Source organism: Microbacterium sp. AC026 (assembly GCF_979258475.1).
The window spans coordinates 3,001,046-3,018,694 of sequence record NZ_OZ409857.1 but is presented as its reverse complement, the minus strand read 5'-3'; the positions used below and the strand labels follow the sequence as shown (position 1 = coordinate 3,018,694).

Annotated in this window: 23 protein-coding genes, 1 tRNA gene and 1 pseudogene; 9 read left to right on the top strand and 16 right to left on the bottom strand. The window is 69.7% G+C overall.

Going from position 1 to position 17,649, the window contains the following annotated elements:
- Position 1: 1 nt before the first annotated feature.
- A complete protein-coding gene (locus tag ACZZ93_RS15210) occupies positions 2–403 on the bottom strand; it encodes a MerR family transcriptional regulator (RefSeq protein ID WP_463511490.1) in 402 nt (133 codons plus the stop codon).
- Positions 404–459: 56 nt separating this feature from the next.
- Here ACZZ93_RS15210 and ACZZ93_RS15205 point away from each other — a divergent pair, with 56 nt between their 5' ends.
- A complete protein-coding gene (locus tag ACZZ93_RS15205; protein WP_463511489.1) occupies positions 460–1,341 on the top strand; it encodes an SDR family NAD(P)-dependent oxidoreductase in 882 nt (293 codons plus the stop codon).
- 125 nt (positions 1,342–1,466) lie between these two features.
- Here the strand turns inward: ACZZ93_RS15205 and ACZZ93_RS15200 are convergent.
- Positions 1,467–1,589, bottom strand: a pseudogene (locus tag ACZZ93_RS15200) (PQQ-dependent sugar dehydrogenase); the annotation flags it as partial.
- 264 nt (positions 1,590–1,853) lie between these two features.
- On the opposite strand from ACZZ93_RS15200, the gene ACZZ93_RS15195 reads away from it, so the two are divergent.
- The 3 genes from ACZZ93_RS15195 (at position 1,854) to ACZZ93_RS15185 (ending at position 5,520) form a co-directional block, all read left to right on the top strand.
- The gene (locus ACZZ93_RS15195; protein ID WP_463511488.1) at positions 1,854–2,429 is read left to right on the top strand and encodes a hypothetical protein; all 576 of its coding nucleotides are present in this window, start codon (positions 1,854–1,856) and stop codon (positions 2,427–2,429) included.
- A 4-nt stretch (positions 2,430–2,433) separates the two neighbouring features.
- A complete protein-coding gene (locus ACZZ93_RS15190) occupies positions 2,434–4,509 on the top strand; it encodes a bifunctional lysylphosphatidylglycerol flippase/synthetase MprF (protein WP_463511487.1) in 2,076 nt (691 codons plus the stop codon).
- Between the two features lie 63 nt (positions 4,510–4,572).
- Positions 4,573–5,520: a DUF1214 domain-containing protein gene (locus tag ACZZ93_RS15185; RefSeq protein WP_463511486.1), complete on the top strand. Its 948-nt coding sequence runs from the start codon at positions 4,573–4,575 to the stop codon at positions 5,518–5,520.
- 21 nt (positions 5,521–5,541) lie between these two features.
- On the opposite strand, the gene ACZZ93_RS15180 is transcribed toward ACZZ93_RS15185, so the two are convergent.
- From ACZZ93_RS15180 to ACZZ93_RS15165, 4 genes are all read right to left on the bottom strand, one after another.
- Positions 5,542–5,976 carry an ATP-binding protein gene (locus ACZZ93_RS15180; RefSeq protein WP_463511485.1) on the bottom strand — a complete coding sequence of 145 codons (435 nt, stop codon included), beginning with the start codon at positions 5,974–5,976 and terminating at the stop codon, positions 5,542–5,544.
- A complete protein-coding gene (locus tag ACZZ93_RS15175; protein ID WP_463511484.1) occupies positions 5,937–6,632 on the bottom strand; it encodes a helicase HerA domain-containing protein in 696 nt (231 codons plus the stop codon). The genes ACZZ93_RS15180 and ACZZ93_RS15175 overlap by 40 nt, the downstream gene beginning before the upstream one ends.
- A gap of 67 nt (positions 6,633–6,699) precedes the next feature.
- Positions 6,700–7,137, bottom strand: coding sequence for an alternative ribosome rescue aminoacyl-tRNA hydrolase ArfB (gene arfB / locus ACZZ93_RS15170; RefSeq protein WP_363521103.1), 438 nt, complete (start codon positions 7,135–7,137; stop codon positions 6,700–6,702).
- A gap of 34 nt (positions 7,138–7,171) precedes the next feature.
- Complete coding sequence (locus ACZZ93_RS15165) at positions 7,172–8,485, bottom strand: MFS transporter (protein ID WP_233277235.1); 1,314 nt, start codon at positions 8,483–8,485, stop codon at positions 7,172–7,174.
- A gap of 70 nt (positions 8,486–8,555) precedes the next feature.
- Here ACZZ93_RS15165 and ACZZ93_RS15160 point away from each other — a divergent pair, with 70 nt between their 5' ends.
- Positions 8,556–9,167, top strand: coding sequence for a TetR/AcrR family transcriptional regulator (locus ACZZ93_RS15160; protein WP_463511483.1), 612 nt, complete (start codon positions 8,556–8,558; stop codon positions 9,165–9,167).
- Positions 9,168–9,184: 17 nt separating this feature from the next.
- Here ACZZ93_RS15160 and ACZZ93_RS15155 read toward each other — a convergent pair.
- Positions 9,185–9,260: transfer RNA gene (locus tag ACZZ93_RS15155), tRNA-Met, on the bottom strand.
- A gap of 136 nt (positions 9,261–9,396) precedes the next feature.
- Between ACZZ93_RS15155 and ACZZ93_RS15150 the strand changes: the two genes are divergently transcribed.
- Positions 9,397–9,531: a hypothetical protein gene (locus tag ACZZ93_RS15150; RefSeq protein ID WP_463511482.1), complete on the top strand. Its 135-nt coding sequence runs from the start codon at positions 9,397–9,399 to the stop codon at positions 9,529–9,531.
- Positions 9,519–10,331: a hypothetical protein gene (locus ACZZ93_RS15145; protein WP_463511481.1), complete on the top strand. Its 813-nt coding sequence runs from the start codon at positions 9,519–9,521 to the stop codon at positions 10,329–10,331. Before ACZZ93_RS15150 ends, ACZZ93_RS15145 begins: the two co-directional genes overlap by 13 nt.
- A gap of 6 nt (positions 10,332–10,337) precedes the next feature.
- Here the strand turns inward: ACZZ93_RS15145 and ACZZ93_RS15140 are convergent, their stop codons facing one another.
- From ACZZ93_RS15140 to ACZZ93_RS15100, 9 genes are all read right to left on the bottom strand, one after another.
- Positions 10,338–11,756 carry a DUF6716 putative glycosyltransferase gene (locus ACZZ93_RS15140; protein WP_463511480.1) on the bottom strand — a complete coding sequence of 473 codons (1,419 nt, stop codon included), beginning with the start codon at positions 11,754–11,756 and terminating at the stop codon, positions 10,338–10,340.
- On the bottom strand, positions 11,753–12,625 hold the full coding sequence (locus ACZZ93_RS15135) for an N-acetylneuraminate synthase family protein (RefSeq protein ID WP_056279662.1): 873 nt from the start codon (positions 12,623–12,625) through the stop codon (positions 11,753–11,755). Before ACZZ93_RS15135 ends, ACZZ93_RS15140 begins: the two co-directional genes overlap by 4 nt.
- A gap of 85 nt (positions 12,626–12,710) precedes the next feature.
- Positions 12,711–13,562, bottom strand: a complete 852-nt coding sequence (locus tag ACZZ93_RS15130) for an HAD hydrolase family protein (RefSeq protein WP_463511479.1) — start codon at positions 13,560–13,562, stop codon at positions 12,711–12,713.
- Positions 13,490–13,933 (bottom strand): acylneuraminate cytidylyltransferase family protein, encoded by a 444-nt coding sequence (locus ACZZ93_RS15125; RefSeq protein ID WP_463511478.1) that lies wholly within the window; start codon positions 13,931–13,933, stop codon positions 13,490–13,492. The genes ACZZ93_RS15130 and ACZZ93_RS15125 overlap by 73 nt, the downstream gene beginning before the upstream one ends.
- A 6-nt stretch (positions 13,934–13,939) precedes the next feature.
- Positions 13,940–14,347 (bottom strand): hypothetical protein, encoded by a 408-nt coding sequence (locus ACZZ93_RS15120; protein WP_463511477.1) that lies wholly within the window; start codon positions 14,345–14,347, stop codon positions 13,940–13,942.
- Positions 14,317–15,009 carry a polysialyltransferase family glycosyltransferase gene (locus ACZZ93_RS15115; protein WP_463511476.1) on the bottom strand — a complete coding sequence of 231 codons (693 nt, stop codon included), beginning with the start codon at positions 15,007–15,009 and terminating at the stop codon, positions 14,317–14,319. Before ACZZ93_RS15115 ends, ACZZ93_RS15120 begins: the two co-directional genes overlap by 31 nt.
- On the bottom strand, positions 14,940–15,296 hold the full coding sequence (locus ACZZ93_RS15110) for a hypothetical protein (RefSeq protein ID WP_463511475.1): 357 nt from the start codon (positions 15,294–15,296) through the stop codon (positions 14,940–14,942). Before ACZZ93_RS15110 ends, ACZZ93_RS15115 begins: the two co-directional genes overlap by 70 nt.
- The gene (locus tag ACZZ93_RS15105) at positions 15,293–15,619 is read right to left on the bottom strand and encodes a hypothetical protein (protein ID WP_463511474.1); all 327 of its coding nucleotides are present in this window, start codon (positions 15,617–15,619) and stop codon (positions 15,293–15,295) included. The genes ACZZ93_RS15110 and ACZZ93_RS15105 overlap by 4 nt, the downstream gene beginning before the upstream one ends.
- A complete protein-coding gene (locus ACZZ93_RS15100) occupies positions 15,604–16,272 on the bottom strand; it encodes a glycosyltransferase family 2 protein (protein ID WP_463511473.1) in 669 nt (222 codons plus the stop codon). The genes ACZZ93_RS15105 and ACZZ93_RS15100 overlap by 16 nt, the downstream gene beginning before the upstream one ends.
- A 153-nt stretch (positions 16,273–16,425) precedes the next feature.
- Between ACZZ93_RS15100 and ACZZ93_RS15095 the strand changes: the two genes are divergently transcribed.
- Positions 16,426–17,319 (top strand): hypothetical protein, encoded by an 894-nt coding sequence (locus ACZZ93_RS15095; RefSeq protein WP_463511472.1) that lies wholly within the window; start codon positions 16,426–16,428, stop codon positions 17,317–17,319.
- Positions 17,320–17,356: 37 nt separating this feature from the next.
- Positions 17,357–17,641 carry a DUF4229 domain-containing protein gene (locus ACZZ93_RS15090; RefSeq protein WP_053097557.1) on the top strand — a complete coding sequence of 95 codons (285 nt, stop codon included), beginning with the start codon at positions 17,357–17,359 and terminating at the stop codon, positions 17,639–17,641.
- Positions 17,642–17,649 lie beyond the last annotated feature (8 nt).

The following is a 17,649-nucleotide window of genomic DNA, read 5'->3' as shown; positions in this document are numbered from 1 at the left end:
GTCAGAGGAGTCCTCGGGCGAGGAGCGCCTCCTGGTACGCGCCCGCCTTCGCGCTGACGACCTGACGGCAGGCGATCAGCGTCTCGATCTGCGCGTCGAGGGAGCGCTCGTGCGCGCGCAGCAGGGCGAGACGCTCGGCCTCGTTGCCGCTGCCGGCGCGCACCAGGGCGGCGTACTCACGCAGCAGGGCGATGGGGGCGCCGGATTCGCGCAGTCGCGCGAGCAGCGCGAGCCACGCGAGCGAGTCGTGGGCGTAGACCCTCCGACCGCCGGAGGTGCGCGGCACGTCGCGAGGGAAGAGCCCTTCTGCCTCGTACCAGCGCAGCGTGTGCACGCTCACACCGGCCAGACGGGCGAGCTCGCCGATGCTGAACGTGCGCGTCGTGTCGATCACATCCTCCACGAGGACTCCTCCTTGACTTCGAGTGCACTCTAGATCGTACGGTCGGAGCATGACAGATGCACTCCCCTCTCGACATGATCGCCCGTCAGCAGCCCCTCGCCTCGGAGTTCGGCTATCGCTCCACTGCGGCCGAGGTGATCGCCGAGGTCGACCTCTCGGGCAAGACCGCGATCGTCTCGGGCGGGTACTCGGGACTCGGACTCGAGACGGTGCGTGCGCTCGCGAATGCCGGAGTGCGCGTGATCGTGCCTGCGCGTCGCCTCGACGCCGCCGAGGAGGCGCTCGCAGGGATCGACGCGGTCGACGTCCGCAGCGCCGACCTCGGCGACCTCGACTCGGTGGCAGCGTTCACCGAGACCGTCCGTCGCGACGGACGCCCGATCGATCTCGTGCTCGATGTCGCCGGCATCATGGCCACCCCGTTCGGTCACACCGCGCAGGGCTTCGAGTCGCAGTTCGGCACCAACCACCTCGGCCACTTCGCCCTGGTCAACGGAGTGGCCGAACTGCTGCCGGAGGGCGCTCGCGTCGTCTCCTACTCCTCGGGAGGGCACTTCCGCTCCCCCGTGCGATTCGAGGACATCGACTTCGCGACGACGCCCTACGACCCGTGGGTCGCCTACGGGCAGTCGAAGACGGCGAACGCGCTGTTCGCCGTCGGGCTGGCCCGTCGTGGCGCGGCCCGCGGCATCCTCGCCTTCTCGGTGCACCCGGGCGGGATCATGACCGACCTGCAGCGGCACGTGCCCCGTGAGGAGCTGATCTCGCGCGGCTGGATCGACGAGGACGGCACGCCGAACCCGCGCTTCAAGACTCCGGCAGAGGGGCGTCGACGGGTCTCTGGGCCGCGACGGCTCCCGAACTGGCCGATCGCAGCGGCGCGTACTGCGAGGACTGCTCGATCAAGGGCATCGTCCCGCCCGAGCACACGGACATGACGACCGGCGGCGTGAAGCACTGGGCGATCGATCCCGAGGCCGCCGAGCGGCTGTGGGCGCTCTCGGTCACCGCGACGGGAGTCGACGGCTTCGCCTGAGCGGCGGCCCGCGTCGGGCTGCTGCCGTCAGTCGGCGGCGAGACGGAGGATGCGGTCGTCGCCGGGCGAGGGGCTTCCGCGTCCGTCGGTATTGTTCGTGAGCACCCAGAGCATGCCGTCCGGTCCGGCGACGACGTCGCGCAGCCGCGGAATCGACGCCGAGCGACAGCGTCGACCGGGTGTGCGTGCCGATGAACCCATTTCGGAGAGTCGGATGCAGGAGCACAATACCGATATGAACGAGGGCGCTTCCGTGGAGCAGCCCGTGCCTGCGGAGGGGCCGGCAGGGCCGCACGACGATGTCGCGCCGCCACGGACGAGCGGGGAGTCGGATGCGGTGCTGGGCCGCCGTGCGCAGCTTCTCGCCACCGAGCACTGGGGCTTCTCGCCGCCCGCAGCACCGCGCAGAGCGAGGTGCTGTCGCGCATCACGATCTTCCTGACCCTCGTCTCCGCCGGACTCGTGACCATCGGACTGCTGGGGCAGGCGTCGGACTTCGGCGGGTGGTTCGGCGGCGCGTCACTCGCGATCCTCGCGTTCCTCGCGGTCATCGGCTTCATGACCCAGGTGCGCGTGATGAACGTGTCGGAGGAGGACATGATGTACGTCGTCGCGATGAACCGCATCCGCGGCGCGTACGTCGACCTGGATCCGGAGGTCGCCGATGTCTTCCTCGCCTCGCCGCACGACGACGAACCGGGGATGAAGCGCACGTACTCGTTCCTCCGTCCCCGTCGCCTGAGCATCCTGCTCGGCAGCTCGGTCATGCTGCTGATCGTCGTGAACGCCTGCGTCGTGGGGATGCTCGTCGGCTCGGCCGTGATCGCGGGTGGCGGCGCTTTCGCCGGGGCGATCGCGCTCGGCATCGTCGCCGGACTGGTGCTCGCCGCCGGCTTCATGACGTTCGGCGGCGTCGGCTACCGCTGGGCATGGAGCCATCACGCGCCACGACGTTCCACTCCGGAAGGCGACGGTCGGTCGCTACGCTGAGCGCATGACTGAGGCGCGAACCCCCACATCGCATCCCGTCGCCGCCGTACTGCGGCGCATTCCTGCCACCCTCGCGATGGTGGCTGTGATCCTCGCCGTCGGCGTGATCTGGCAGGGCCTGTGGACCCCGTTCGAGAAGACCGACCTGTTCGGCACCGTCGCATACGGCCTGCCCAACCTCGCGCAGGGGATGTGGTGGACGCCGCTCACCGGCACGTTCTTCGTCAACGAGCCGTGGGTGTACCTGTTCACGATCTCGGGATTCTGGGGCATGGCGTATCTCGAACACCGACGTGGCACCAGGGTCGCCCTCGCGTACTACTGGGTCGGACAGCTCTTCGCGATCCTCGCCACCGCGCTCGTGCTGTTCGTCGCCTCGCAACTGCCCTGGGCCTGGGCTCAGGAGCAGGCCCAGGCGCTCGATGTCGGCGCCTCCGGCGGCACAATGGCGTGCATCGCCGCCGCGATCGGGCTCTTCCGCCCGCCGTGGCGAGTGCGTGGCTGGCTCGTGCTGCTCGGTTTCGTGTTCATCGCGATGCTGTTCTGGGGTGCGGTCGCCGATCTCGAGCACCTGCTCGCGGTGCTGCTCATCCTCGTCGTCGACCGCACCCTGCGTGTGCAGCGGACCACGGTGCGAGAGCAGCGTCTGATCGCCGTGATCTCGCTCATGGTGCTCGGAGCGGTCGAGATCATCACGACTCTCGTCGCCACCGACGGCCCGTTCGGCCCGACCGAGCCCGCGTCGGGAGGGTTCATCGACCTCGCGCTCGACCTCGTCGTCATCGTCGTGCTCGTGAACGGACTCCTGCGCGGCCGTCGCTGGGCGTGGGTTCTCGTGATGCTGCTCGGGCTCTTCAACATCCTGGTCGCAGCTCTGGTCCTCATCCTCATCACGGTGTTCTCGCAGGCGCAGGTCGATCTGCGGTGGGACGGCGAGACGGAGCTCGCGCTCGCCAACGGCTTCCTCTGGGTGATCCTGCTCGTCTACCTGATCGCCGTGCGCCGCGCGTTCCGGGCGAAGCGCAAGTCTCTCCTCGGCATCCAGCCGGCCCCGACGGTCGACGACGTGAAGACCGAGCTGCGTGCGCACGGCGGGGGCACCCTGTCGTGGATGACGACCTGGGAGGGCAACAGCTACGCCCGCAGCGATGCCGGGATCGTCGCCTACCAGCGACGGGCCGGTGTGGCGCTCGCGCTCGCGGATCCGATCGGACCGCCCGCATCCCGCGCGGTCGCCGTCACGGAGTTCATCCGCACGGCGGAGCTGGCAGGCCTCGTCCCGTGCTTCTTCAGCGCAGACGACGCCACCCGGGCCGCCGTGCCCGCCGGCTGGCGCAGCCTGGTCGTCGCCGACGACACCATCGTCGACCTGCCGGGTCTGGAGTTCACCGGCAAGCGCTGGAACTCGGTGCGCAGCTCGCTCAATCGGGCGGGGCGCGAGGACATGACCTTCCGGATGACGCGCCTGGCGGACGAATCGTGGGGCGTACGGCAGCAGCTGCGTGCGATCTCCGAGGCATGGGTCGGTGACAAGGACCTGCCCGAGATGCGGTTCACTCTCGGCACGCTGGATGAGGCGGAGGACCGCGAGGTGCGACTCGCTCTCGCGATCGCCCCGAACGGTGACGTCGACGGCTTCCTCTCGTGGCTGCCGGTCTATGGCGAAGGCGGCGTCGTGCGCGGCTGGACGCTCGACCTGATGCGCCGCCGCGACGGCGGCTTCGCACCCGTCATGGAGTACCTGATCGGTTCGTCCGCGAAGCAGTTCTCCGAGGAGGGTGCCGAGATCATGTCGCTCTCGGGTGCTCCGCTCGCGCACGACTATCCGCCGGACGCGGGCATCATCGCCGTCCTCAGCGAACGCCTTGCCGAAGCGCTCGAGCCCGTGTACGGCTTCGGCTCGCTGCACCGCTTCAAGCAGAAGTTCCACCCGCGGTACGAGACGATGTATCTGCTCTTCCGCGACGAGAGCGATCTCGCGGCGATCGGCACAGCGCTCACCCGCGCGTTCCTGCCGGATGCGACGCTGAGGCAGTTCGCGGGAGCGGGGCTGGAGCTGGTGCGCGGCAGCAAGGACTGAGGCCTCACCTTCCTGAGGTGATGATTCCGCGCTCGCCGAGACCGGCACCGCCAGGATGAAGCCATGACCGACACCTCCGTTCCCGTCACGTTCGCGAACTTCGCCGAGATCGAGACCGCCCGCATGTTCGCCGCGATCGCGGCGTCGGCCGGCGGCTCCAACCGGTGGAACCACTATCGAGTGACCACGCCGATCGACCAGCAGACCGTGATCAGGATGAATCGCGACACCCTCTACAGCGCTGCGATCATCGACATCTCCGAAGGGGCGACGATCACCGTGCCGGATGCCGGCGACCGGTACGTCTCGGTGATGCTGGTGAACGAGGGCCACTACATCGACAAGGTGCTGCACGACCCCGGCGTCCACTCGCTCTCGGCCGAAGACCTCGGTTCCGATTTCGTGCTCGCGGCCACTCGCATCCTGGTGGATTCCGAGGATCCTGATGATGTCTCGATCGTGAACGCCCTCCAGGACGAACTCGCTGTGAGCTCGACCGGCGCGCGGGAGTTCGCTGCGCCGGCCTACGACGAATCGAGCTTCGCCGAGACCCGCCAGGCGCTCCTCACCCTCGCAAAGGGCCTCGGCGGTCTGGAGCGCTGCTTCGGTCGAGCCGAGGACGTCGACCCCGTGCGGCACCTTCTGGGGACCGCAGCCGCCTGGGGCGGTCTGCCCGAGAACGAGGCCTTCTATATCAACGTCGATCCCCGGCTCCCGGTCGGCGAGTACACGCTGCGGGTCGGCGACGTGCCGGTGGACGGCTTCTGGTCCGTCTCGCTGTACGACGCGGAAGGCTATTTCGCTCCGAACGACGCCGGCGCATACAGCGTCAACAGCGTGACGGGCGTGCGGGATCCGGACGGGTCGATCACCGTGCGCTTCGGCGGCGACCCCGCACTGCCCAACGTGCTTCCCCTCACTCAAGGGTGGAACTACCTGGTGCGTCTCTACCGACCTCGAACCGAATTGCTGGACGGCACGTGGTCGTTCCCCGCACTCACAGCAAGCTGATCCCGAGCCCGAGGGGTGGCGCTACGGGGTCGAGCGGAGCGGCACCGAGACGTCCCCGCCCGCTTCCTCCGTCAGTCGCTCCCCCATCTGCACGAAGGTCGGCTCGGCGATGAACCCCCCGGCGAAGAGGGCCTGACCCTGTGTGAAGGTCTGGGACCTGCGGATCGCCTCCTCCGGCGCGAAGCCGAACACCTCGGCCAGCTCCGCCAGGTCGCGCGGCGCGTTGACGCGCATCAGACCGAGGTTGTCGCACTGCGAGAGCACGTTCGGATGGATCTTCGTCGGCCGCTGTGTCGACAGGAACAGCCACAGCCCGAACTTGCGACCCTCGGCGGCGATCTGCACGAGCTGCTCGGTGAGCGCCCGCTCGACCTCGGTGCGCGGGTCGGGAGGGCACAGATTGTGCGCCTCGTCGATCACGATGAGCAGGGCTTTCGCTCCTCGCGACGAGACCACAGGTGCTCGAGCACCGCGAGGGCTGCGACCTTCGGTTCGGCGGGGTGGTCGAATCCGCCGAGGTCGAGCACCGTCACCCGCGGCCGCTGCTCGATCACGTCGACGACCGACGCCTCGCCGCGGGACCAGAGCTCCCACTCCAGCACCTGCAGGTTCTCCATGCGGTCGGCGAGTCGGTTGCGGGCGTCGTGCCCGCCGTCGCGCAGGTGGGGCACGATGCGATCCGAGCCGAGCAGCCTCGCGTTCTGATCGAGATGGAGGAGGACGTTGTACTCCTCGGCATCCTGGATCGGACTCATCCGCAGCACGGCTGCCTTGGATGCCGGCGACAGATCGATGTAGCGCACGCGCAACGGCTCGCCGTCGACGCGCCCCGAGCGGAACACCCGGATGTCGGAGTCCGCGATGCGCTCGGCGTGATGCGGGGCCGCGGACGGCCGCGTGCTCTGCAGCCGCACGAAGTCGGCGTTCGGGTCGAGGATCAGCATCGGCAGCTCGGTCTCGAGCAGGAGCTGCTCGAGCACGACGCCCAGCGCGTAGGTCTTGCCGCTGCCGCTCTGGCCGCACCAGAAGGTGTGCCGGTTGAAGCGCCGCGGATCGAGGGTGACGGTTCCGAGCCCGCTGTCGAGAGGCGTGCCGATGGTGAGTGCGGTCATGAACTCAGAGTGCCCGCAGAGGGCGGGTGGCGAAAGCGGACCTCACCTTGTCGGTGCGATGCGCGGGTCAGTCGCTCGGGCGCCTGCGCAGCTGCTTGACATCAGTGCGCTGCTGCTTCGCCTTGAGCCGCCGCTCTTTCGACCCTCGACTCGGCTTGGTCGCGCGGCGCTGCGGCGCCGGCGGACGCAGCGCCTCGGCGACGATGCTCGCGAGTCGTTCACGTGCGGCGTCGCGGTTGCGCAGCTGGGCGCGGTGCTCGGATGCGGCGATGGTCAGCACGCCGTTCACGAGACGCCCGCTCAGCCGATCGAGGAGGCGATCACGCTGGTGCGGGGTGAGCGTCGTGCTGCCCGCGGCATCCCAGAGGAGTTCGACCCGCGAGTCCGCCGTGTTCACACTCTGTCCGCCGGGGCCCGACGACCGCGAGAAACGCCACGACAGCTCGGCCTCGGGGATCGTGAGACCCGACGAGACCCGCAGACCGGGGCGATGAGGACTGGGCATGTGTCCATCATCCCCCGGCTGCGGAGCCTGCGTCTCAGCTGCGGGCGTCGGTGACCGCGACCGGGACGTCCCTCGCGTCGGTCTCGACCTCGGCCCCAACATCGTGCGTCCGCGCGTCCTTCTTCGCCGTGTTCGCGATGTGCGCACGGGACACGACGATCACGGCGACGATCATCAGCGCGACGCCGAGCCAGTAGGGAGCCGCATGGCTGACCGTGACATAGAGCGCACCGGCGATCAGAGGGGCCGCCGTGTTCATCGCGGCGTTGAGCGACTGCGTCGCTCCGCCCAGCCAGCCCTGCTCGTCGTCGCCGACCGCGTTCGACATGGCTCCGTCCATCGCCGCGGTCGAGGCGCCCTGCCCTGCGGCGAGCATCAGCGCACCGACGATGAACACCCACGGCTGCGCGAAGATCGACGCGACGACAGCGAGCCCGGCCAGTCCGATCGCCTGCGCCACGATGCCGCTGATGATCACGCCCCGCTCGCCGATGCGAGGAAGCAGGATGCCGAGCAGCACGCCCTGGATGAGGATGTCGATGATGCCGACGCCTGCCGTGAGCAGACCGATCTGCGTCGGCCCCCACTGGATCGAGTCCAGCGCGAGCACGCTGAAGTTGTTGACGAAGAAGCCGAACGGAAGCGCCAGGAGGCCGAATCCGATCATCAGACCACGCAGCTCCTTGCGTCCGAACGCTTCCTTGAAGACGCCGAACGGCTGGATCTCGCGCACCGAGATGCGCTCGATCCGGTTCTCGGGCGCGAGGCTCTCGGGCAGCAGGAAGATGCTGAGGATCGCGATCACGAGGGCGACGGCTGCGGTGAGGAAGACCGGCAGCTGCAGGCTGACGGCCGCGAGCAGTCCGCCGATCGCGGGTCCGATCATCATGCCGATTCCCGAGAGCGCACCGAGCAGACCGAACCGCTGAGCGCGCTTCTCGGGCGGCGTGATGTCGGCGAGGTAGGCGAAGAGGGCAGGAAGGTCGCCGGCGGTCAGTCCCTGGATGACACGCGCGAGCACGAGCACCCAGATCGCTCCCCCGATGCCGAACAGCGCCATGGCGAACGCCGCTCCGAAGGCGGCGGCGATGATCACCGGTCGCCGCCCGAAGCGGTCGGACAGGCGACCGAGGAAGGGGGCGACCAGGAAGGCGCACAGGCCGTTGATCGCTTCGAGGATGCCGACCCAGATGGCGAGGTCGCCTTCGTGCGACACGTACTGCAGCACGACGAACGGCAGGACGGGAAGCACGACGGTCATGCCGACGACGGTGAGCATCGTCAGCACGATGAGCATGGTCCAGGCGCGCTTGTCGCTGCGCGCGAGCGATGTGTTTAGTGAAGTCACTCCGAAACTGTATCAATACCAGTTTTGTTGTCAAGCCAGTTCCGGATCGGGTTCGCGATATCGTGGACACATGACGAACGCTGAGCCGATCGGTCGCCGCGAGCGCAAGAAGGCCGCGACGCGCAAGAACATCTCCGACGTCGCCACGATGATGTTCCTTGAGCGCGGGTTCGACAACGTCAGCATCCGCGAGGTCGCGGATGCCGCCGACGTCTCCCCGACGACGGTGTTCGCGCACTTTCCGCAGAAGGAGGCGCTCGTCTTCGACGAGGACGACGAGCAGCGGGACCGGCTCGTCTCCGCGGTTCGCGACCGCGCCGCGGGCGTCACCATCAACCGCGCGATCCACGACTTCTACACGGCCGAGGTGCACGCGAACCTCGCCGAGCACGGCGCGGAGGTGTCGCAGGTCTTCTCGCGGTTCCTCAACGAGACGCCGGCGCTGCGTGAATACGCCGCCCGGATGTGGCTGCGACACGAGGACGCGCTCGCGGATGCGATCGCGGTCGAACTGGGACTGACCCTGGCCACCCCGGAGATCCGCGTGTACTCGCGGTTCGTGCTGCAGATGCAGCTGCTCGTCAACGAGAGCGATGACCAGCTCGGGATCCTCGCCGCCGGATTCACCGTGCTCGAGAACGGATGGGCGCCGGTCGAAGCGCGGATCACCAGCGAGGACTGACGGCGTCACCGGTGAAGTGGACGCGACGGCGGGAGTCGAACCCGCAACGCCATCAGGTATGAGCTGAGGCCCGGGACCGCCCGGATCGCCGCGATGGGAATGACGCTACCCGGCCCCGACCGGGAAGACCAGGAACGTTGCGGGGATTGACAGAGTGAGTCCGCGCATGACAAGGACCGTCGCGGGGCGTCACACGTCGGCGTCGGCCCGGCGGTGTACCTTCACGATCATGGCAGCCGCAGACGCCCTCGTCACGACCGGACAGAAGACGCATCGCTACCTGCGTCTGGCGCTGGTTCTCATCGTCGTCGCGCTGATCCTCGCTGTCGTGCTGCAGAGCATCGTCGTGTCGTGGACACCCTGATCTTCGGCTGGAACCCGCTGCCCTCGATCAGCCACGCCTTCTACACACCGGTCCGCGACGTCCTCGTCGGCACCCTGATCGCGGCATCCGTGGCCCTGCTCGCGCTCTCGGGACGCAGTCGCGCGACGACCCTGCTCGACGTGTGCGCGGTGTTCGCGCCGCTCATCGCGATCGTCCCCGTGGGCATCGCCGATCCGCGCGCGGTCGACCGGATGCCGTGCCCGACGGCGCAGGAGTGCATCCCCGTCGACGCCGTCGCAAGCGCGAAAGAGGGAATCGCCGTCTACGCCGTGGTGGTCGTGGCGGTCGTGGTCACGATGGCGCTGATCCGTCGCCGCACCCGCACCCCGAATCGCTCGGCGACGCTCGTCTCGATCATCGCGCTCGTGACCGCGGTCGTGGTCGTGGCGCTCGCATTCGCTCCGGCGGTCAACGAGCACTTCCCGTTCAACTTCTGGCCGGTCAACAGCATCCACTTCGCAGCGACCCTGTTGTTCTTCGGAGTGTTCGCAGCCGTCCCGATCCTCTACGCGGGAGGGCCGCTCGACCCGGACGAGACGCCGCCCACGCCCCGACAGCGCACGATCTATCGGTGGATCTCGGGGCTGATGATCGCCGACCTCGTGCTGCTGGTGGTGGCTCTGCTCTTCCGTCAGGCCTTCGGTGAGACTCCGGTCGTGCTGATCGGCGAGGCCGTCGCGCTGATCCTGTTCGCCACGTTCTGGTGGGTGCAGACCTTCCAGCGGTGGAACGACCCGAACCCGCCGTCGATCTCCGCGCCTCGACCGTCCGCCGCGTGAGGGCACTCAGCCGTGTGAGGGGTCGGCAGCGCCCTCAGCGCCGGATCGAGTCGTGGAAGGGGTTCGGCTCGAGCGTGAAATCGGTCGACGCGTCGGCCCAGGTGCCGCCGCCCGCCGACGATCGACCCCGCCGCAGAGCGCCGAGCAGCGCCGTGGCGGGCACGCCGACGGCGAGCGCCGCGGTTCCGCGGAGTGTGCGGTCGTTCGCCCCGAGCACACTCGCGCGATGCCACGCCTCGTGCATCGCGCCACCGCGGGCCGCCGGCACGCGCTTCGCCGGGAGTCCCCGGCGCGGCGCAGCGCGACGAGCTGTTCGACGTGCTCCCACCAGGTCGACTCGGCCGAGGGGTGGAAGTAGTTGTCACGCAGCCAGACGGGGTGCGGATGCCGGAAGCGCCCGGCCACGACCTCACTGCGCCCGCCCAGCAGACCGCTGCCGACGAACACCGTGTTCAACAGGCTCTTGCTCACTCCGAACGAGTCGAGGGCGATCACGGGAACCCCCTGCGCCACCGCCTCGACCGCCGCGGTGGAGCTGACCGTGACGAGTCCGGCCGCCGTCGACAGCGCCTGTGCCATGGATCCGTACGAGACGACGAGGTTCTCCGGACGCCTCGCAGGGAGCAGATCGAGGTACGCGTCGCGTTCGAGATGCGTCTCCGACTCACCGGGCCGCGACCGCAGCTTGACCACCACACGACGCTTCGGGTCCGCTTCGGCCGCGCGCACGAGGGTGGCCGCGATCTCGGCGCGCTCCTCCCGGTCGGTCGGCACGAGGGCCTGGGCCGCGAACACGATGTCGGTCGCCGGCATCCGCACCGCCCGGGGCTCGGCCGGCCTCTCGGCGACGAGGGTTCCGGTCGATCCTCCGGACTCGGCCGCGATCACCCGTGCCCGATCAGCCGCCACCATCCGCGATCGGGATCTCGCGAACGGCAGGGTCGCGAGTGCCGTCGGCACCTGCACGCCGATCCGGCGACCCAGCTCGGCGAACGCGCGCTCCTCCCGATGCGAGTGCACGACGAGCAGATCGGCGTTCCGCCGGTACTCGAGGGCACCGCGCTGTGCGGGAACGGCCATGCCCGGAAGTCCGGCGACGACGACCGGTCGCACGGTGAGCCCGTCGACGACCCGGCCCAACAGGCGCACGAACGGGCCGCGGCCGGCGAGCAGCACGACCTCAGGACGCTGCCCCTCGAGCCAGGCGCTCACGCGCGCGAAGGACAGGCGGGTCACATCGTCGGACAGCATCCCCGTGCCCGCCAGCGCACTCCGCTGCTGGTCGAGGCTGGCGGTCAGCGGCGTCTGCACGAGCAGCAGGTGCGGACGGATGCCGGGCACGCTGCCGAGCAGCGACGCCGACCATTTCACGAACGAGTCGGCGTCGGCGATCGCGACGACCCGTAGCGAACCGGATCCGCTCATGCCGGGATGCGGCGCAGCTTGGCCATCGGCGCCCGCTCGCTGTCGAACACGCGCTTGACGCCGTCACCCAGAGCCATCTCGATCACGCGGATGTCGCGCACGAGGTGCTCGAGTCCGGTGGGTTCGAGCGATGCCGCATGGTCGGAGCCCCACATCGTGCGGTCGAGCGTGATGTGGCGTTCCACGGCCACCGCTCCGATCGCGACGGCGGCCAGCGAGATCTGCAGCCCCCGCTCGTGGCCCGAGTATCCGACCGGAACACCGGGGTAGCGGTCGCGCAGGGTGGCGATCGCGCGCAGGTTGGCCTCTTCGGGCTCGAGCGGATACGTCGAGGTGGCGTGCATCAGCACCACCCGGTCGGTGCCGAGGGTCGTGAGGGCGCGGTCGATCTGCTCGATCGTCGACATGCCGGTGGAGAGGATGACGGGCTTGCCGGTCTCGCGCAGCGCGACGAGCAGCTCGGTGTCGGTCAGGCTCGCGGAGGCGACCTTGTGTGCCACGACGTTGAGGTCTTCGAGGAAGGCGACGCTCGGCACGTCCCACGGCGACGCGAACCAGTCGAGCCCGAGCATCGTGGCGTGATCGCCGATCGCGATGTACTCGTCACGGCCGAACTCGACGCGGCGGCGGTAGTCGAGGTAGCTCATGGTGCCCCATGGCGTCTCGCGCGGAACATCGCGCATGTGCTCGGGGGTGGAGATCTCGGGGGTGCGCTTCTGGAACTTCACGGCGTCGGCTCCCGCCTTCGCCGCGACGTCGATCAGGCGCTTGGCGAGGTCGACGTCGCCGTTGTGGTTGAGGCCGATCTCCGCGATGACATAGGCGGGGTGACCGCCGCCGATCACGCGTGAGCCGATGCTGACAGTCATGGTTCCTCCGGTCGTCGAAATGGCCTTCTCTCCTGAGTACGCGCCGGGGGTGAACGCCGAACGACAGGAGGGTTACCGGCACCGGTCAGGCGGGCAACACCCGTTCGATCAGCTCGCGGACGGCGCCGTGGCCGCCCCGGCGCGTGAGCACGACCCTGGCGGCCTCGAGCACCAGCGGATGCGCGTCGGCCACCGCCACCGGCCAGCCGACGATGCGCAGTGCCGGCAGGTCGTTCACGTCGTTGCCCAGGTACGCGATGTCGGCCAGCGCGATGCCGACCTCCTCGGCCCACCCGCGCAGCGCGGACTCCTTGTCGTCGATGCCGTGCAGCACCGGAACGCGCAGCTTGTCGGCCCGAGCCCGCACCACCGCGTTGACCTCGGTGGAGAGGATCAGCATCGGGATGCCGGCCCGCCGCAGCAGCGACACCCCCATGCCGTCTTCCCGGCTCACCCGCACCCGTTCGATGCCGTCGGCGTCGACCGTCGCCGTGTCGTCGGTGTGCACGCCGTCGAAGTCGGTCACGATCGCTCGCACCGGCACCCGGTCCGGGCTCTCGTGAAGGGCGGCGAGCGCTCGGGCGATGCGGAGCTGCTGCTCGTCGTCGATCTCGATCGCCGTCCATTCGGGCACCTCGGCGATGCGGATGCGGCCGAAGAAGCGGTGCTCCGCCTCACGGAAGCCCTCAGCGCGGAAGACGTAGAACGCGCCCGTCTCGAGGTAGTGCGGCTCGCGATCCTGGCGACGCGGGCGACGCGCGGCGTCGTGGTTGAGTGCGACGGCTGCGTCGGCATCCGCGCTGCGTGCCCAGAGGAATCCGTAGGTCTCATGGGCGGCGAACACGCTGTCCGCCCGACGCTCGCTCACCTCGCGCACGGCACGAGACAGGGCCTCGCGCGGGATGAACGGCGATGTCGCCTGCAGGAAGGCCACCACGTCAGCCCGGTCTCCCCTGCGGCGAGCTCGTCGAGAGCATGCAGGATGGCCGACTCCGACGACGCCGTGTCGCCGGAGATCGCGGTCGGTCGCCGCACGACTCGCGCCCCGGCCGCCTCGCTCACCGCCGCGATCTCGTCGTCGTCGGTCGACACCACCACGAGGTCGATGCCCTCGGCCTCCAGCGCCGTGCGCACGGCGCGTTCGATGAGAGGCACACCGCCCACACGGCGCAGGTTCTTGCGCGGCACGCCCTTCGACCCGCCACGTGCCGGGATGATCGCGACGACCCTGCCGGCATCCGTCCTCTGCTGCTGCTGCTGCTGCTGCTCGATCATGCCGCTCGTCCCCTCGCCGTCATCGCCCGTCATCGTCCGTCATCGCCCTCTGAGCACGCGCCAGGCACGCGAGAGTCTGCGCCGCGCGGCGAGCACGGTGAGCCGCACCTGCTCGACTCGACCGATGCCGCCCACCGGGCGCAGCACGCGACGGATCGCCGTCTCGCGCGGCGCCCCGGGCAACCGCAGTTCGATCAGCCTCTCGGGCGCGAAGTAGCGATCGCGATCGGACGGGCGGATGCCGGAGAGCAGTTGCTCGGCACGCTCGCGGAGGTGTGCGGCGACGACGGGCTGCATGACGTAGCCGACCGCGTCGATCAGGAGCTGCATGCGCGCCGGATCGCGATACGGGGAGTCCGGCCTGGTCAGCGCGTCCACGATCGTCGCAGGCACCCGGTTGCTGTTCTCGTACGGGGTCAGACGTGCGAGCACGGTGTCGGTGCCCACCGCCTCGATCTCTCGACCGAACAGGGCCTGGACGGTCGGCAGCGCCGTCGAGAATCCGGCGATGACGGCCCTGGCATCGACCCGCTCGGCCAGCGCCTCTGCGGCGAGCGCGCCGCGGTACTCGCGGAAGTCGATGCCGTGGACCGCTGCTCGGTCGCGCAGTGCGTCGCTGAGCCGAGGCGGCGCCGAGGGTGCGGCTTGAAGACGATGTGCTGCGGTCGCCGGCCGGCCGCACGATCGATCATCTCCTTCTGCAGCGCGATCTCCTCGCGCTCGCCGACCAGGCCGAGGGCGGACAGGTACTGGCCGAGGACGAGCACTGTCGGCTCTCCGTCGAGCGCGCTCTCAAGCTCCGCCGTGTCGTCGACCGCCTCGGCGGTCTCGGCGAGCACCGCCCGGAACAGATCGGGTGAGACCGGCACCGGCGTCGCGACGGGCGAGCCCACCAGCGGTGTGACCCCCGGCACCACGTCGACGTGCACGACGCGGCCGATCCGAGCGGTGATCGTGTGCGGCATCCGCACCCGCATCGGCGAGTACGTCATGAGCCCGTCGCCGATGATCGAGAGACGCGCATGAGGGAAGATCTGCATCAGGACGCGCGCCGGGGCGACCTGAGGGCTCTGCACGAGCAGTTCGAGGTCGCCGGGGTCGATCCCCATGCCCTCGTCAGCAGTCGCCGCAGCAGCGGCAGGTCGCCGGCATCCGGCTTCCAGGAGCTCGGATGCAGCGGACCGAGCAGCGCGTCGAGATCCTCGATCCGGTCGAACCGGTCGCGGAGGCTCGCGAGTGCCGGGTCGGCGACGATGCCCACGGACGTCTCGGGCACCCGCGAGGACACGAACGGCACGAGCACGCGCTCGCCGTGCTCGCCGAGCAGCCCGCCGTCGAGCGCTGCGGCGACGGTGGCGAGCCCATAGGCGCTGTGCACCGCGAAGAGCTGGGTCATGCCGCACGTCCGACCGCACGCAGCAGTGGGGCGAGCACTCGGCGACGCGGTCCGTCGAGGCGCGACAGCACGGCCGTGGTCTCACTCTGGGGCAGGCGGGCCAGCAGACCGCGGAGGCCCGCGCGCATCTCGGCGCGCAGCGACGGCGTCATCCGCCTCGATCGCACCAGGTGCCGGGACGAGAGGGCCATCACGCTCCACACCGCCTTCGGGAGGAAGCGGTCGGCCTCGGCATCCGCCTCGACGATGTCGAGCACCTCGCCCATCGCCCGCACGAAGTCCAGTTGGCGGCGATCGCGCACCTGAGTCAGCGATGTCGACACCCCCGGCGGTAGAGCAGGGCAGGAGCGTCGACCACCGCGAACGACCGGGCCCGCAGATGCAGACGCCAGATCCACGGACGATCCTCGGCGGTGAACAGGCCGGGTGTGAACCCCGCGATTCCCTCGTCGATCAGGCGACGGTGCAGGATGCCGGCCCACGCGAACGGATAGTCGACCATGGTCGGCTCGTTCTCGGGCAGGATCGCGTCGCGCGGAGAGCCGACCGCCTCGCGCCACGGGTGAGGCGCCGGCACGAGGGTGCGCACGCCGTCCTTCACGGTGACGTGATCGGTGCGGAGCAGGTCGCAGCGCAGCTCATGCAGTCGGCGCACCAGCACCGAGAGCCGCCCCGGCTGCATCCAGTCGTCGCCGTCGAGAAAGCAGAACGCGTCGCCGTCGACCCGCTCGAGCCCCTGATTGCGGGCGCTCGCGAGCCCCTTCGGCCGGGCGTTGACGATGACCTCGGCGTGCGGGAAGCGCTCGGCGTATCGACGCATGAGCATGCCGGTGTCATCACGGGAGCCGTCGTCGATCGCCACGAGCTTGAGCGCGGCGGGATCGTCGAACTGCCGTGTCAGCGTCTCGAGCGTCGTGCCGATGTAGGCGCCTGCGTCCTTGGCGGGCAGGATGACGGTCACGAGCGGTGTGCGCACAGAACTCCCCCGGGTCGACGGTGTCGGAATGCTCTCAGGCGCTCCTTGCCGGTCGGCGGCCTGCGGGTGAACGCGCGGTGACGTGATCTCGGTCGACCCGGGCGTGGCGATGCCGGATTCGCACCGCGCCCGGGGATCGGCGACGATGGGAGCATGCTCTGGCCGTTCGGAACGACGTGGCGCCCGGTGCGGCAGAAGCGCCGCAGCACGGTCGACCTGCGGTGGCTGAGCGCCCGCACCTGGACCCGCCGCTGGTACCCGCAGGGCATCGACCTGGGCCTGTGGCAGGGGCGTCGGACTCTCGCCGTGAGCTGGTTCCGGCAGCAGCTCGACGGACACCATCTGGCATCGCGGGTCGCGTTCGTCGACCTCGAGCGCTCCCGACATCTCGACGTGCTGCTCGCGATCGACGAGGACGGCGAGCTCCAGCCCGCCCGGATCCACGCCGGCGGACTCGCGTGGTTCGACGACCGCCTGTTCGTCGCAGCCACCGGCCGTGGCATCTGGGAGTTCGACCTCGCCGACATCCGGCGCGTCCGGGGCCCGGAGGCGCGACGCCTCGCCGGCGCGCGGGGACGCGGTCTGCGGGCCACCGCGCTCGTCGCGGTGCGCACCCGCGTCCACCCGCTCGACCTCCGCTGCTCGTACCTCGGCCGCGTCTACGACGATGAGGGAGTGCCCCTGCGGAGGGTGCTCATCGGCGAGTACTCCCGCGACGACGAGGGACGCATCGGCGAGTTCTCCGTGCCGGACGGCGATGGCGACGAGTTCCGCGAGATCAGCCGTTTCTCGCCCGGGATCACGCACATGCAGGGCGCCGTCCGCTGGGGTGACCGGCACTTCGTCTCGCAGTCGGATCACATGCGACCCGGCGTCCTGTGGACGGGGAACCGCGATTCGCTGGCACGCGACCGGGTGCCGCTGCCCGTCGGCTGCGAGGACCTCGCGCTCGACCTCGACGAGAAGCTGCTGTGGTCGCTCGGAGAGCACCCGTGGAAGCGCGTCGTGCGCGGCATCCCGTTCCGGACGCTGGGCATCGACGGCTGACGGCTGACCCCTCAGGTCGCGAACGTAGACTGAGCGGGTGAAGAACCGTGCACCTTTCCTCGTCTACACCGTGCTGCGTCTGCTGGCCTTCCTCGTGCCGCTGGCGATCATGTGGTTCTTCTTCCCGATCTTCCGCGAGTACTGGTGGCTCGCCGCGATCTTCGCCGCGCTCATCGGCGTGAGCATCTCGATGCTGTTCCTGCGCCGGCCGCTCACCGACGCCTCGGCCCGGATCGTCGAGCGCCGCGAAGGCAAGAGCTCCGCCGCGCAGAAGGACGCCGACGTCGAGGACGACGCGATCGACGGCGCCGAGAGGGCCTGACGCACAGC

Bases quoted from the DNA above. Each gene is read 5' to 3' on its own strand.
- ACZZ93_RS15205 (WP_463511489.1), top strand. From the start codon at position 460: ATGCACTCCCCTCTCGACATGATCGCCCGTCAGCAGCCCCTCGCCTCG.
- ACZZ93_RS15190 (WP_463511487.1), top strand. From the start codon at position 2,434: ATGACTGAGGCGCGAACCCCCACATCGCATCCCGTCGCCGCCGTACTG.
- ACZZ93_RS15185 (WP_463511486.1), top strand. From the start codon at position 4,573: ATGACCGACACCTCCGTTCCCGTCACGTTCGCGAACTTCGCCGAGATC.
- ACZZ93_RS15175 (WP_463511484.1), bottom strand. From the start codon at position 6,632: ATGACCGCACTCACCATCGGCACGCCTCTCGACAGCGGGCTCGGAACC.
- arfB (WP_363521103.1), bottom strand. From the start codon at position 7,137: ATGCCCAGTCCTCATCGCCCCGGTCTGCGGGTCTCGTCGGGTCTCACG.
- ACZZ93_RS15160 (WP_463511483.1), top strand. From the start codon at position 8,556: ATGACGAACGCTGAGCCGATCGGTCGCCGCGAGCGCAAGAAGGCCGCG.
- ACZZ93_RS15150 (WP_463511482.1), top strand. From the start codon at position 9,397: ATGGCAGCCGCAGACGCCCTCGTCACGACCGGACAGAAGACGCATCGC.
- ACZZ93_RS15140 (WP_463511480.1), bottom strand. From the start codon at position 11,756: ATGAGCGGATCCGGTTCGCTACGGGTCGTCGCGATCGCCGACGCCGAC.
- ACZZ93_RS15135 (WP_056279662.1), bottom strand. From the start codon at position 12,625: ATGACTGTCAGCATCGGCTCACGCGTGATCGGCGGCGGTCACCCCGCC.
- ACZZ93_RS15125 (WP_463511478.1), bottom strand. From the start codon at position 13,933: ATGACGGGCGATGACGGCGAGGGGACGAGCGGCATGATCGAGCAGCAG.
- ACZZ93_RS15115 (WP_463511476.1), bottom strand. From the start codon at position 15,009: ATGGGGATCGACCCCGGCGACCTCGAACTGCTCGTGCAGAGCCCTCAG.
- ACZZ93_RS15110 (WP_463511475.1), bottom strand. From the start codon at position 15,296: ATGACCCAGCTCTTCGCGGTGCACAGCGCCTATGGGCTCGCCACCGTC.
- ACZZ93_RS15095 (WP_463511472.1), top strand. From the start codon at position 16,426: ATGCTCTGGCCGTTCGGAACGACGTGGCGCCCGGTGCGGCAGAAGCGC.